The following is a 13,629-nucleotide window of genomic DNA, read 5'->3' on the forward strand; positions in this document are numbered from 1 at the left end:
ACTAAAAAACCACTCAATTAAATGAGTGGCTACTAATGTGGAAGATCAACAGATTTAACGATTGATCGATCTCCTTTTTGTTGGACTGTAACAATAAAATCACTTTCATTATTGAATTTATCCATTTGTCTCTCGGGAATATAAAAACGACTTAAATTATGGTTAAGGACTATTTTTTTGCCGTCCTCTCCATCATCATATGAATATTGAATGGTTGCTTTAATATATTTTGCATGTGTTGGGCGATGATCCGATGCATAGTTAAATACGTATATACCATTTTGATGATCCTCTTTAAAAACGATATAAGCTGCCTTCCCATCTTTCGGTTCTGATTTTCCCTGCCAATCTTTCATATTAATCGTATCGAAGCTGTATGTCAGGGATGCATAGTGACCTAATAATGGTTCTATCGGATCTAAACTTTTTGATTCGATTTTAAAAGTTTCAGCCGACTGTTTAAAGTACATAATATTTCCAATCAAAGCTAGTAATAGAACAAACTGGATAAGTGAAAGAAGAAGTAACTTTTTCTTATTTTGCATGTTCATCACCTCTTGCTTTTTTCGATTGAAGAAATACCAGATATAAAGCAATTGCAAGGATGATAAATACAATTGATTTGCTTATAAATGAAACAGCTAATCCCGTGTAAATGCCAATTACAAGAGCTGAAAATGTTATAAATCCTATAATGATACTGCCTCTTTCGTGACCTGAAACGCCATTAAATAAACGGATACATGAATAAGCAAATAAGATCAAAACGCCTACAATCATATTGGCTAATTTATCTTGAACACCTAAAATTGGTAATAAAAATATAAATAAGAAAATCCATAGATGATTTTTCATAGACACATTATTCTTCCACTTTTTGTATGCAGTGTAGATTGCTAATATAAGGATTAACAGAATAATAGCATCAAATAATGGTACTGCTACCGGCTTCAAAAACCCATATGAAAATTCCTTTTGTAGCTCATGAGCTACATCATACAGTCCCCCAAATGTTGTAGTGAAATAGGTGAAGAACCATACAAAAATCGTAAATACTGGCAGGAGTACATATTCAATTACTCCGCGTTCATTCAAATACCAAAGAATAAAAACGACTAGAATAATAGGTATAAAATATTGGCGATTTGAAATTGTCTGGAAAAACATAATGATGATATAACCTAGAAACGAATAATTAAAGCTTACACTCCAACGATTCTTCATGATTTTCAAGAAATATATTGAGCAAAGCAACAATGGAATTTGAAGTAGATAAACATGTACAGTATCTATTCCTGCACTATAGCTCAAGCTAAAAAACCCAATTCCTAAAAACAGATAATAAAACATATCGTGCTTTAGCACATAGTAATAAAGAAACGCGAGCATAGTCCACGTAATAAGAAATACTGGACTATCACTAGAAAATTGATACATTTGTACAATTAAAACAAATGCACATGCATACCCAATCACATTAATAAAATTTAAACAATGTCCAAACAACTCTTTGCCTTTTTGATAACTTATAAATGCTACTGCATGGAAAACAAAAAGCGTTACAAAAATAATAACTAATCTCATAGTTTGGCTATATTCATTCCAATTACTACCCACAAGTGCTAGAATCGCAAATGCCACAAGTAAAGCAATTAAAAATGGCACTATATTCCCTAAAAATGATTGCTTCTCAACCTTGCCTTGATGCCTTTCGTAGTCAAGTATTCGATTTAATGAATCATCATCTAGTAAATTGAGCTTGTGCCACTCCTTTAACTTTTGTTCTAATTTACTCATTAACTCCCCCCTTTAGTAGTAGCTCTTAAAGCCACTTCTTTTATTATTATAATTTATCAAGAAAGCATTAATTACCTTTATATTTTAAAAATTTGTCTCTTAATCTACACAATATTTTAATTAAACGTTTGTTTAATTCATTATTTCTTTTACTATGGCTTAAGAAATTGAATTTAATAATTAGCATCGTATTGTCCCCTCTTGGCTATTATGATAGTCTGTTGATAAATTCGATCAGTTTAATCACTTACCAAATAATTCAAAAAGGAGGTTTTTTATTGTTTAAAATCATGATTGTAGAAGATGATGAAAAAATTCGCAAAATCGTCTCCGAAACGTTGAAGAAGTGGCAATACGAGGTGATTGAAGTAACAAACTTTGAACAAGTCCTTTTAGAGTTTGAGAATACTCAACCTCACCTTGTTTTATTGGATATTAACCTCCCTACTTTAGACGGATTTTATTGGTGCCAACGGATTAGAACAGCCTCTAAGGTTCCAATTATATTCCTTTCATCTAGAACTCAAAATATGGACGTTATAATGGCAATTAATATGGGCGGCGACGACTTTGTTCAAAAGCCATTTGATTTAGGTGTTTTAGTTGCGAAGGTTAGTGCGCTATTAAGAAGAAATTATACATATCAAGATGAGAGCAATTCGAATCTCACTCATCGTAATCTACAATTCAATTTAAATAATTCAACAGTTGCTTATATGAAAAATTCAACTGAGCTATCAAGAAACGAATTTATTATTCTCCAAATTATGATGCGTAATATTGGTAAAATCGTGTCCAGAGATGATTTAATGCAGGCGCTTTGGAATGATGACCAATTCATAGATGATAATACATTGACTGTCAACGTTAATCGATTACGACGAAAAATCTCCTCACTTGGGCTTGATGATTTTATTCATACTCGCAAAGGTCAAGGATATATCATATGAAGAAGTTTTTACTGTTCCTTAAGTTTGAAAAATCATATTTGTTTCTATACTTTATAAGCAACATCATCTTTGTCGCTTTACTTACAACCGACCCTTCCATTTCATTTCGGTGGGATACATTCATTTATGCCTTTGCACTGAATATACTAATTTTTATAGCCTTTCTTCTATATCGCTTTCAGAAAAATAGTCAGGCGATACGTCATATAGATGAAGAGGATTATGAAAACCTGTCATTTGAAGGGGTCTTCTATGAACAATATATTGAAGAACTAAAGCGCAATCACATTAGAACAATCAATGATGTTCAAGCTAAGCAAAAAGAATATCATGATTATATTGTCTCTTGGTTTCACGAGATAAAAACACCTATCTCTGTATTACGATTGATGCAACAAACTGACTTCGAGCCTAAAAGTTTAATAGAAGAAATTACTAAGATTGAGCAATATGTTGACCAAGCACTTTACTATGCTAAGCTCGATAACTTTAATCAGGACTATGAAATTAAAAATTGCAACTTAGATCGGCTCGTTAAAGATACTTTGAAAACGCACTCTAAAGCCTTTTTTGCTAAAAAAATTCGTTTAAACTTGTCCATAGAACCTACAATTATCCAAAGTGATTCAAAATGGTTACAATTCATCTTAAACCAACTAATTACGAATAGTTTGAAGTATACGAACGAAAACGGAGAAATAGCAATCTCCACAAATGAAACACAGCAGGAAAAGCTTTTAATCATCGAAGATAATGGTGTCGGAATTAAACAAGAGGACTTGCCGCGCATATTCAATCGTGGCTTTACTGGAACAAATGGACGCATTTTCACTAAATCCACTGGTATGGGTTTATATTTAGCCCAGGAGCTATCAAATAAATTGGGGCACTTTATTACTTGTACTTCAGATGAAAATGTTTATACCCAATTTGTCATACACTTTCCAAAAAATATTGACCCATTTTGGGCTACAAAGAAAAACTCTTTAGCACATAGTAAAGGAGCTCCCCTTTAGGTCGGACAAATCGACGAACGGGAGCTCCTTTTATTAGCCTATTCTGTTAGTTTGTTGATTAGTGGAAGAATCTCGAAATTTAATTGGGAAGCTACCTCTTCTGATTAACGATCTTATAATAAATACTCGTCGAAGATAAATAAAACAATATATAGATCAATGTATATGAAATTAATACACCTATTATAATGCTAGTGAGCCCAGGAAAGCCCTTCACTGAATCTAACATATAATATTTTAATATTAGCCAGCTATGCATTACTCCTAGTAGTAATGGAGGCATGAAAACAAATAATAATTGCTTTCGTATTACACTTTTTATAATATTATTTGTCGTACCGATTTTACGTAAGATTGCATATAATCTTTGCTCTTCTGTAGCTTCACGTAATTGCTTAAAATAAATAACGCTCGCCAAAGCAAATAATGCAATAATGGCTAAGAAACAAGCCGAAAACAGAACTAAAGATGAGCTTTCAATTTGTTTTGAATACACATCAGCAAATGAGGAGTAATACGCATTGGGCGTTTTTGTTACAATTGCATGTATCTTTTTGGAAAGCTCTTCAGCATTTTTCACGTCTTTAATATGATAAATTTCAAATCCCTGCTTAACCGATTGTTTCTTTATATTATCGTAGGCCTCATTTGAAATAATTAGTATCGAAGGTTTTATTATCATTGATTTACCCGGATCTGTTCCCCACCCAAGCAACGCATAGTCTTTTTTTCTACTAGATTAAAGGTTTGGTCTTGTTTAGTTGTAATCGTAAATTTCGGCTGATGGTCTACAGGATATACTTTTGGAAAGTCTGATCCTGAGATAGTGAAACAGCTTCCATCCCTTTCAAATGAACTTTTTCTTTTTTACCATGCATCGTTACAATTTTATTATAATCCTTCTCTGAAAATAGCAGGATTTCTTTCGTAAAATATTGAGGGTTTTCAAAAGCAATTGCTCTGTTTGATTTTGTTTTTGAAACTAATCCTTCTATTTGTTTGTATTCTTCAATAGGATGGTTTGAATTTTTTATCATTTGATGAATATGATTGCTTGTATTTTTATCGATTGTTTGGAAAGCAATATCATTAGGTAAGTTCATTCCAACAGCTTCAAATTGCACTTTATAATTAATTGTAACAAATCCGATTAACAATATTAGTACTGCACTAAATAGCGTAATAAATGTTAGGTTTAACGTATTACTTCTAATTTGAAATCTTAATGATGAAACCCAAAGGACGGTGTTTCCTTCATAAAACCTTTTTCTATTAGAAAAAACTTGTAATAGCCAACCGGTAAACTGGCGAAAAAATAAATATGTTCCACCTATTAAACCAATTGTTACGGTGCTTGAAGTTAAGCTTACATGTTCTTGCCAAAAAACCGAGTCTTTTCCGCTAGTAATGAGATAGACAGCTATTCCTAGCAATACGATTGATAAAATCGCAAAAAAAGGTGAAGATTTAAATGTTTTTTCTTTTTTTGATTGTGCATGGAATAGTTCAACGATTTGAACTCTGCGAATCATAAAAAAGCTTTGAATGCTAATAATAATCGCTAGTAAAATAAACAAACCAACTGTTGAGGCAATCGCTTCAATCGGAAAATTCAATGAAATGACTTCATTATATTTCATTAAATTCATTAATAACATTCCGAAGAATTTAGATAATAAGCCCCCAATTAACATCCCACTTACAAGAGAAATCCCACCGATGAAAAGATTTTCATAAAATATCATAAGTGTGATTTGAGGTTCACTCATCCCATACAATAAATACATTCCGAATTCTTTCTTTCGCTGTTTCATAAAAAATGAATTTGAATACAAAATGAAAAAAATAATGAATAAGAAAATCACAACCGTTGCAATGCTGACGCCAGTTTTGAAGCTTTCTTTGTTTTTAAGTGCATTAATAATGTCATCGTTATACATTAAAGCCGAAAACGTAAATTGAATAATCACTCCGATAATCATTGAAACTAAATAAATTGTATATAAGCGAAAGTTTCGTTTTATATTCCGACTTGTTAACTCTAGGAGGTTCATTTTAATTCCCTCCCATAATACTTTGTGTGTCTAAAATTCGATCGTAAAACGTCCTTTGCTCTTGATTACCTCTATATAGTTCATTCACAATACTTCCATCTCGAAGAAAAATGACTCGCTTACAATGGCTAGCTGCATAAGGATCGTGTGTGACCATTAAAATAGTTGTTTGAAATAATTCATTCAAATTGACTAGTTGTTCTAACAGTTGCGTTGCAGATCGCGAGTCAAGTGCTCCCGTCGGCTCATCAGCAAATACAATTGCCGGATTCGTAATAATAGCTCTAGCAGAAGCTGCTCTTTGTTTTTGGCCACCAGAAATTTCATAAGGATATTTTTGTAATATATCCTCAATATTTAGCGCACTAACAATTGGACCAAGTCGCTTTTCCATCTCTTCAATCGAGAATTTACGTAATGAAAGTGGTAGCAAAATGTTTTCTTTTACATTTAAAGTATCTAACAAATTATAATCTTGGAAAATAAATCCCATATGCTCTTGTCTAAATTTGCGCAAAGTTTTCTTATTTAAATCTAATAGAGACTGTTCATTTAACCAAACATCTCCACCTGATAATTGGTCGATTGTTGATAAAACATTCATTAATGTTGATTTCCCTGATCCTGATGGCCCCATTATGGCTGTAAATTCAGCTAGCTGAATTGTTAAATCAATATTTTTTAAGACGGTTGTTTTACCGTAGTTTTTTGATAAATTTTTAGATTGGATTACAGTTTTCATGATTTATTACCTCCTGTTCATGTTAACTATATACTGACCACAAGATGTAAACCATCGATTTAACATGGACTAAAGTGACGATTTTGTCACATTGTAAACTGTATGCAAATCTAATTTTCCATAAATATTTGATTATTAATCCAATTAACGAGAAAAGTTTTTTTTCAAACAAAAAAACAGCCCTATTTCTAGGGCCGTTTCTTCATCTATTATACCGGATAAACACCATGCTTTTTCGTAGCAGGAGTTTCATACGACTCTGAATAATATGCAAAACGTTTAATAAGCTCTGCACGTAGTTCTTCTGGTTGGATGACTACATCTACTACTAGCTCAGATGCTAAGCGATAAATATCAATATCCTCAGAGTACTCTTTACGTTTTTCTTGGATAAAGGCAGCTTGTTCTTCTTTTGGTAAACTTGCTATTTTTTTCGCATATACTGCGTTTACTGCTGCTTCAGGACCCATTACAGCGATTTGAGCAGATGGGAATGCAATTACACAATCCGTTTCAAATGCAGGGCCTGCCATTGCGTAAAGTCCAGCACCGTAGGCTTTACGAGCAATTACAGAAATTTTTGGAACTGATGCATTACTCATACTATAAAGCATTTTTGCACCATGACGGATAATTCCAGCACGCTCTACTTTTGTACCAATCATGAATCCAGGTACATCCATTAAGAATAGTAAAGGAATATGGAACGCATCACATAAATTAATAAATTTAGCTGCCTTGTCAGCTGAATCGTGGAATAATACGCCACCTTTAACTCTTGGTTGGTTAGCGACAACTCCTACGCTACGTCCATCTAATCTAGCAAAACCAGTTACTAGTTCAGGAGCAAATAGCTTTTTAATTTCGAAGAATGAATCTTCATCAACTACTCGGTCAATAAATTCATAAATTGAAAATGGTACGTTTTGATTACTTGGAATAATTTCTGATAAAGTTTTCTCCTTTTGTACAGGATTTTTAGCCTCAACAACAGGAGCTCCTTGTTTGAAATTAGTTGGTAAGTAAGATAAATAGTCTTTTAACTTAGAAATCGCTTCTTCTTCTGACTCACATAATACATCTCCACAGCCTGAAACTGAACAGTGCATTCTAGCTCCACCCATCTCTTCGAGTGTAACTTTTTCACCAATTACCATTTCAGCCATACGAGGTGAACCTAAGTACATTGAAGAGTTGCCTTCAACCATAAATACAGCATCACAAAATGCAGGAATATAAGCGCCACCTGCAGCAGATGGTCCAAATAATAAGCAAATTTGAGGTACTTGACCTGATAGCTTAATTTGGTTGTTGAATATACGTCCAGCACCACGTCTACCTGGGAACATGAATACTTGATCAGTAATACGAGCTCCTGCAGAGTCTACTAAGTAAACTAGAGGTACTAGCATTTTTAAACAAGTTTCTTGGATACGGATAATTTTCTCAACTGTTTTTTCGCCCCATGAACCTGCTTTTACAGTTGAATCATTTGCCATTACACAAACAGTACGGCCATTAATTTTACCGATTCCTGTTACAATGCCATCCGCTGGAAATTCATCATTCATACAGTTCGCAAAGAAACCATCCTCTACAAAACTGTCTTTATCTAAAAGTTGATTAATTCTTTCTCTTGCAAAGAGCTTACCAATTTTGGCATTGCTCTCATGATATTTTTCTTTCCCACCAGAAAGTATTTGTTCTTTTCGAGCTTGATATGTTGCTTCGTTTGACATGCAATTACTCTCCTTTATATTGCGGCTTACGCTTTTCTTGAAATGCTACTAAACCTTCCATACGGTCGTTTGTATGCAATAATGTTTCGTATTCATATGTTTCTAATCTTAACCCTAAATCTAAAGGAAGATCGAAACCACGTTGAATAGCCTTTTTTGCAGCACGAATTGCAAGTGGACCTTTACTTGCAATTGTTTCACACATTTCAAGCGCCTTATTTTGTAATTCATCTATTTCAACAACATGTTCTAAAATGCCATAACCTTCAGCCTCAACTGCACTTAAGCGTTTGCCAGTAAAGATTAGTTCTTTTGCTCTTCCAAGGCCAATTAAACGTGGAAGCCTTTGCGTACCACCAGCACCTGGAATAATCGCTAAAGATGTTTCTGGTAAGCCAACTATTGCCTCTTTATGAGCAATTCTTATGTCACAGGCTAAAGCAAGCTCTAGTCCTCCACCTAAGGCAACACCGTTGATTGCAGCGATTGTTGGCATTGGTAATCTTTCAACCTTTTCAAAAAGTGTCCCGATTTTTTCAACAGTCTCTCGAGCCTCACTCTCAGTCATGCCTCTTCTTTCTTTTAAATCAGCACCACTACAGAAATAAGATGATCCACTACCTGTAAATACTACAGCGCGTATAGATGATTTCTTTAACTCTTCCATTTGGCTATGAAGAGCATCTAATAACTCACGTGATAACGAATTAGCTGCATTTGTACGATTTAAAGTAAGAATTCTAATGTGACCGATATCACTCACTAATAAACTTGATTCCATTTAAATACTCTCCTTTGAACCATTCCATACTGAAAATAGCTTACTAACTGGTGTTAAGTTCATTTTTTCAGAGATATATGAAGTAGCTTGATGAAGTTTCTTTTCATCAATTTTAGTTGAAATACCTAAATTATGAAGTAATGAAACAACATCTTCAGTAGCTACATTGCCACTAGCTCCTGGTGCGTAAGGACATCCACCAAGCCCACCATTTGAAGAATCAAATTTTTCTATACCAAATTGTAGAGAAGTATATAGATTTGCAATCGCACGACCATATGTATCATGGAAGTGCATAGCAACTCGATCAACTGGTACTTCTTTAACAAGATTTTCTAAAAAATCATTCACTTGAAGTGGGTTAGCAATTCCAATTGTGTCTCCTAAAGAGATTTCATCTACACCACATTCAAGTAATTGGTTTGCAAGATTGATAACCTTCAATTGGTCTACAGCACCCTCATATGGACAACCAAATACAGTTGAAATATAGGCTCTAGTAGTCTTTTTATTGTTTTTACATTCTGTAATCATTGAGCGAATATCGTTCATTGAATGTTCGATACTCGCGTTCTTGTTTTTTAAATTATGTGTTTCGCTAGCAGATACAAAGAAATTAATTTCATCTGCATCTACTTCAAATGCGCTCATTAAACCTCTTTTATTAGGAACTAGAGCTGCATAAGTAACCCCATCTTTTTTCTTAAGCTTTGTAAACAAATCTACAGAGTCACTTAACTGAGGAATCCAGTCAGGTCTCACAAATGAAGAAACTTCAATATAAGATAAACCACTATTAACTAATAAATTTATCCATTCAAGCTTCTGCTCAGTTGAAACAAACTGTTTTTCATTTTGTAAACCATCGCGTGGTCCTACTTCTCTTATAAGAGCCGATTGAGGTAGCTTCATCATTTTTACTCCTAACCTAATTTTTCAACTTGGATTAAAGAGTCGCCTTCATTTACAAAATCGCCTTCGTTTACGAATACATTTACTACCTTACATTTATAAGGAGCAGTATGTGGGATTTCCATTTTCATAGATTCTAAGATTACATAATCTTGATCACTACTAATTTCGTCTCCTACAGATACAAGACATTTCCATACGCTTCCAGCCATCATTGCAGTTAAGTTTTCCATATTTAATTACCTCATTTCACTTTTTGATATTCACTAATAAAACTTGTTGTATAGTCGCCTTCTTGGAATGCATTCGTTGAAAGAATATCAATCAAAAATGGCACATTTGTTTTAATGCCTTCAATTTCTACATTTTTAAGATAATTGTGCAGTTGAATTACTGCTTCTTTTCTTGTATTTGCTGTAACAATTACTTTCGCTAATAACGGATCATAAAATGGTGATACTACCCATCCATCATATAGATGTGTATCAATACGTACACCAATCTCCTCTGGGAATTTACAATGTTGAACTGTTCCTGGAGATGGGAAGAATGTTTTAGGGTCTTCAGCATAAACCCTCACTTCAATCGAGTGACCATTCATTTCGACATGAGTAGGACGCATTGGAAGTGTTTCACCAAATGTAATGCGGAATTGCCATTCAACTAAATCAATTCCTGTAATTCCTTCTGTTACACCGTGCTCAACTTGTAATCTTGTATTCATTTCTAAGAAATAAATATTTTCTTTTTCATCAACTAAAAATTCAATTGTTCCTACGTTTACATACTTCATTTGATTAGCAATTGTAAGAGCATATTCCTCAAGCTTTTTTCTACCTTGAGGAGAAAGGAATGGTGATGGTGCTTCCTCAACAACCTTTTGGTTTCTTCTTTGAATTGAACAATCTCTTTCAAATAAGAAAACAGCATTGCCATGAGTATCAGCAGCAACTTGTGCTTCAATATGTCTTGGTTTAATAATCGCTTTTTCAATGAATACATCATCATTCGCAAAAAATTGAAGAGCTCTCGTTTGTGTTGTTAAAAATTCTTTTTCAAGCTGTGCTTCGTTTTCAATTAGCTTCATGCCAATTCCGCCGCCGCCACTAGAAGCTTTTAACATAACAGGATAACCAATTTGTTCTGCAATTTCTTTTGCCTCTTCAACAGATTGAATTGGATGAGAATTCCCTTTAATTACTGGAATGTTTAATTGCTCCATTATTTGTCTTGCTCTAATTTTTTCACCCATCATCTCTAAATGCTCAGGCTTAGGACCAACAAATAAGATGCCTGCTTCCTTACATTTTTTAGCAAAATCGCTATTTTCTGATAAGAAGCCATATCCTGGGTGAATGGCTGTTACATTATTCTCTTTTGCAATTTTTATAATTAAATCTGCGTTTAAATACGTATCTTTTGTATGATTTCCTTTTAAAGAAAAAGCTTCATCACTTAACTTAACGTGCAAACTTTCTTTATCAGCATCTGAATAAACTGCCACAGTTTGATAACGAAGTTTTTTACATGTTTCAATAATTCTACATGCGATTTCCCCACGGTTTGCAATAAGTATTTTGATCATATTCTCGCTCCTTATCGGCATCCTAATTGACGTGCGATTACTATACGTTGAATTTCTGAAGTACCTTCACCAATTTCAAGTAACTTAGCATCACGAACTAAACGCTCAATACCATATTCCTTCATATAGCCATATCCACCATGAATTTGTAATGATTCATTCGCAATTTTGGAAGCGATTTCAGATGCGTATAACTTAGCGAACGCCGCTTCTTTCGTGAACGGTTTTCCATTATCTTTTAACCATGCTGCTTTATGCACCATGTTTCGTGCTAATTCAACTCCCATAGCCATATCAGCTAACTTAAACTGAATAGCTTGGAAACTTGATAAAGGTTGTTTAAATTGCTTACGTTCTTTAGCATATGCTAATGCTTTATCAAGAGCTTTTTGTGCAATACCTACAGCAAGTGCTGCGATTGAAATTCTTCCACCATCTAATGTATATAAGAATTGGCCAAAACCTTTATCAGGATTACCAAGAATGTTTTCTTTTGGAACACGTACCCCATCTAATACAATTTGAGTCGTATTAGAAGCACGAACACCCATCTTGTCATAAGGATCTGTAATTGTTAATCCTTCTGAGTCAGTTGGTACGATAAACGCACAAATATTTTTCTTTCCTTTTTCGTCAATCGAAGTATAAGCAGTTACGATGATTGTGTTAGAATATTGAGCATTTGTAATCCAGCATTTTTCACCAGTAATCACATACTCGTCACCTTCTAAAACTGCTTTTGTTTGAGTTCCACCAGCATCAGAACCTGCATTTGGTTCTGTTAAACCGAAAGCACCAAGTGTTTTTCCTTGCGCCATTGGAACTAAATATTTTTGCTTTTGTTCTTCTGTACCAAAATAGTAAATAGGAGAAGCACCTAATGAACAAGTTGCCGCAAAGCTTAAACCTGTTCCTCCACATGCACGCCCAATTTCCTCTACAGCTAACGCATAACTAATTGTATCGCCACCGCTACCGCCGTATTCTTCAGGGAACGGAATACCTAATAAACCTAATTCACCCATTTTTTTGAACGTTTCAATCGGGAATTTACTATCACGATCAAGCTCTTCTGCAAAAGGCTCAATTTCCTTCGCTGCGAAATCTCGTACCATTTCTTGAATCATTTGCTGTTCTTTAGATAATAAAAAATCCATGTGTTAGTCACTCTCCTTTTAATATTTAGGTACGTTTTAAAAAACGTAAGAATGTCTCCAACTGCGCAAATAGCAGTGGAGTCCTTATAGTTCATGTATAAGAAATAAATATTTTAGTCCTACAATTGATAATATTCGATATATTCTACCATTTCCCTTTATTGTCCTTTCGACAAATTGAGACAAAAGGGGTATTGGTATAAGATGAGTATGTCTTAAGTGTATGATTATGTTAGTTGAACAACATTTTGATATAAAAAAGTCGATTCCCATATTTAGGAATCGACTTTTTACGCTGTTGAAAAAAGAACTTTTCAATTAATCAGCAATATTTTCAACATAAAAGAACCTTATTAATCCCTTATACTTGAGAAAAATAGAAATTAAATACTGATTTCATTGTTCACTAATCTTCTATAAAAGATTTAATATTATATAATCAATTTTTACCACCAACGATAGAGCTTTTTGCCTTTTCTGTGACATAAAACATGCGTCATGTATAAACGTTACGCTAATGCTGCTGCTTGTTCATCTAACCCTTTTGGTCTTAAAGATAATTCAAATCCTAGAGAGTTAGCCAATTTTAATAATGTAGGTATTTTTGGTATATCTATTCCGTTCTCTATCCTGCTTATTGTTTTTTGCGGAACACCTGATAGTTTCGATAATTGCCTCTGTGACAAGCCCATTCTGTCCCTTGCTGCCATCAACTTACCTACTATTTCCAGCGCGATAAACAAGTCCGGATCACTTTGGGCTAAATCTTTCTGTAGATCATCAAAGCTTTTCATGTGTTACACCTCCTAAGTTTTTAAATAGTTTGTTTGCATTTAGATTTTTGGGTTTAAGGCTTTATATTCATTACAACCGGCAAAGCCGGTCACGAGCATCTA

The 13,629-nt window shown here is 33.9% G+C and carries 14 protein-coding genes; 2 read left to right on the top strand and 12 right to left on the bottom strand.

Going from position 1 to position 13,629, the window contains the following annotated elements:
- Positions 1-32 precede the first annotated feature (32 nt).
- Entirely contained in the window at positions 33-545 is a 513-nt protein-coding gene (locus CN692_RS08705) for a GDYXXLXY domain-containing protein (RefSeq protein WP_179874398.1), read from the bottom strand.
- Entirely contained in the window at positions 535-1,797 is a 1,263-nt protein-coding gene (locus tag CN692_RS08710; RefSeq protein ID WP_098118764.1) for a DUF2157 domain-containing protein, read from the bottom strand. The genes CN692_RS08705 and CN692_RS08710 overlap by 11 nt, the downstream gene beginning before the upstream one ends.
- 278 nt (positions 1,798-2,075) lie before the next feature.
- On the opposite strand from CN692_RS08710, the gene CN692_RS08715 reads away from it, so the two are divergent.
- Positions 2,076-2,747, top strand: coding sequence for a response regulator transcription factor (locus tag CN692_RS08715; RefSeq protein WP_098118765.1), 672 nt, complete (start codon positions 2,076-2,078; stop codon positions 2,745-2,747).
- The gene (locus CN692_RS08720; protein WP_098118766.1) at positions 2,744-3,763 is read left to right on the top strand and encodes a sensor histidine kinase; all 1,020 of its coding nucleotides are present in this window, start codon (positions 2,744-2,746) and stop codon (positions 3,761-3,763) included. Before CN692_RS08715 ends, CN692_RS08720 begins: the two co-directional genes overlap by 4 nt.
- A gap of 91 nt (positions 3,764-3,854) precedes the next feature.
- Here CN692_RS08720 and CN692_RS26635 read toward each other — a convergent pair whose 3' ends face one another.
- The 10 genes from CN692_RS26635 to CN692_RS08765 all read right to left on the bottom strand — a co-directional run bounded on the left by CN692_RS26635 (position 3,855) and on the right by CN692_RS08765 (position 13,527).
- Positions 3,855-4,445, bottom strand: coding sequence for an FtsX-like permease family protein (locus CN692_RS26635; protein ID WP_257143994.1), 591 nt, complete (start codon positions 4,443-4,445; stop codon positions 3,855-3,857).
- Positions 4,446-4,551: 106 nt separating this feature from the next.
- Positions 4,552-5,817 (bottom strand): FtsX-like permease family protein, encoded by a 1,266-nt coding sequence (locus tag CN692_RS26640; protein ID WP_257143995.1) that lies wholly within the window; start codon positions 5,815-5,817, stop codon positions 4,552-4,554.
- Between the two features lies 1 nt (position 5,818).
- Positions 5,819-6,559, bottom strand: a complete 741-nt coding sequence (locus CN692_RS08730; protein ID WP_098118767.1) for an ABC transporter ATP-binding protein — start codon at positions 6,557-6,559, stop codon at positions 5,819-5,821.
- Positions 6,560-6,768: 209 nt separating this feature from the next.
- Entirely contained in the window at positions 6,769-8,298 is a 1,530-nt protein-coding gene (locus tag CN692_RS08735) for an acyl-CoA carboxylase subunit beta (RefSeq protein ID WP_098118768.1), read from the bottom strand.
- A 4-nt stretch (positions 8,299-8,302) separates the two neighbouring features.
- A complete protein-coding gene (locus CN692_RS08740; RefSeq protein WP_098118769.1) occupies positions 8,303-9,079 on the bottom strand; it encodes an enoyl-CoA hydratase-related protein in 777 nt (258 codons plus the stop codon).
- Positions 9,080-9,991: a hydroxymethylglutaryl-CoA lyase gene (locus CN692_RS08745; protein WP_098118770.1), complete on the bottom strand. Its 912-nt coding sequence runs from the start codon at positions 9,989-9,991 to the stop codon at positions 9,080-9,082.
- An 11-nt stretch (positions 9,992-10,002) separates the two neighbouring features.
- Positions 10,003-10,224, bottom strand: a complete 222-nt coding sequence (locus CN692_RS08750; RefSeq protein ID WP_056469678.1) for an acetyl-CoA carboxylase biotin carboxyl carrier protein subunit — start codon at positions 10,222-10,224, stop codon at positions 10,003-10,005.
- 11 nt (positions 10,225-10,235) lie between these two features.
- Positions 10,236-11,576, bottom strand: coding sequence for an acetyl-CoA carboxylase biotin carboxylase subunit (locus CN692_RS08755; protein WP_098118771.1), 1,341 nt, complete (start codon positions 11,574-11,576; stop codon positions 10,236-10,238).
- A gap of 11 nt (positions 11,577-11,587) precedes the next feature.
- On the bottom strand, positions 11,588-12,733 hold the full coding sequence (locus CN692_RS08760; RefSeq protein ID WP_098118772.1) for an acyl-CoA dehydrogenase family protein: 1,146 nt from the start codon (positions 12,731-12,733) through the stop codon (positions 11,588-11,590).
- 509 nt (positions 12,734-13,242) lie between these two features.
- Positions 13,243-13,527: a helix-turn-helix domain-containing protein gene (locus tag CN692_RS08765; RefSeq protein WP_098118773.1), complete on the bottom strand. Its 285-nt coding sequence runs from the start codon at positions 13,525-13,527 to the stop codon at positions 13,243-13,245.
- Positions 13,528-13,629: the final 102 nt, after the last annotated feature.

It is taken from the genome of Bacillus sp. AFS002410 (assembly GCF_002556365.1).
GTDB lineage: Bacteria > Bacillota > Bacilli > Bacillales > Bacillaceae_G > Gottfriedia.

What these genes read in the sequence shown, in the direction of transcription:
- CN692_RS08705 (WP_179874398.1), bottom strand. Translation starts at nt 545, where the DNA reads ATGCAAAATAAGAAAAAGTTACTTCTTCTTTCACTTATCCAGTTTGTT.
- CN692_RS08710 (WP_098118764.1), bottom strand. Translation starts at nt 1,797, where the DNA reads ATGAGTAAATTAGAACAAAAGTTAAAGGAGTGGCACAAGCTCAATTTA.
- CN692_RS08720 (WP_098118766.1), top strand. Translation starts at nt 2,744, where the DNA reads ATGAAGAAGTTTTTACTGTTCCTTAAGTTTGAAAAATCATATTTGTTT.
- CN692_RS26635 (WP_257143994.1), bottom strand. Translation starts at nt 4,445, where the DNA reads ATGATAATAAAACCTTCGATACTAATTATTTCAAATGAGGCCTACGAT.
- CN692_RS26640 (WP_257143995.1), bottom strand. Translation starts at nt 5,817, where the DNA reads ATGAACCTCCTAGAGTTAACAAGTCGGAATATAAAACGAAACTTTCGC.
- CN692_RS08730 (WP_098118767.1), bottom strand. Translation starts at nt 6,559, where the DNA reads ATGAAAACTGTAATCCAATCTAAAAATTTATCAAAAAACTACGGTAAA.
- CN692_RS08735 (WP_098118768.1), bottom strand. Translation starts at nt 8,298, where the DNA reads ATGTCAAACGAAGCAACATATCAAGCTCGAAAAGAACAAATACTTTCT.
- CN692_RS08740 (WP_098118769.1), bottom strand. Translation starts at nt 9,079, where the DNA reads ATGGAATCAAGTTTATTAGTGAGTGATATCGGTCACATTAGAATTCTT.
- CN692_RS08745 (WP_098118770.1), bottom strand. Translation starts at nt 9,991, where the DNA reads ATGAAGCTACCTCAATCGGCTCTTATAAGAGAAGTAGGACCACGCGAT.
- CN692_RS08750 (WP_056469678.1), bottom strand. Translation starts at nt 10,224, where the DNA reads ATGGAAAACTTAACTGCAATGATGGCTGGAAGCGTATGGAAATGTCTT.
- CN692_RS08755 (WP_098118771.1), bottom strand. Translation starts at nt 11,576, where the DNA reads ATGATCAAAATACTTATTGCAAACCGTGGGGAAATCGCATGTAGAATT.
- CN692_RS08760 (WP_098118772.1), bottom strand. Translation starts at nt 12,733, where the DNA reads ATGGATTTTTTATTATCTAAAGAACAGCAAATGATTCAAGAAATGGTA.
- CN692_RS08765 (WP_098118773.1), bottom strand. Translation starts at nt 13,527, where the DNA reads ATGAAAAGCTTTGATGATCTACAGAAAGATTTAGCCCAAAGTGATCCG.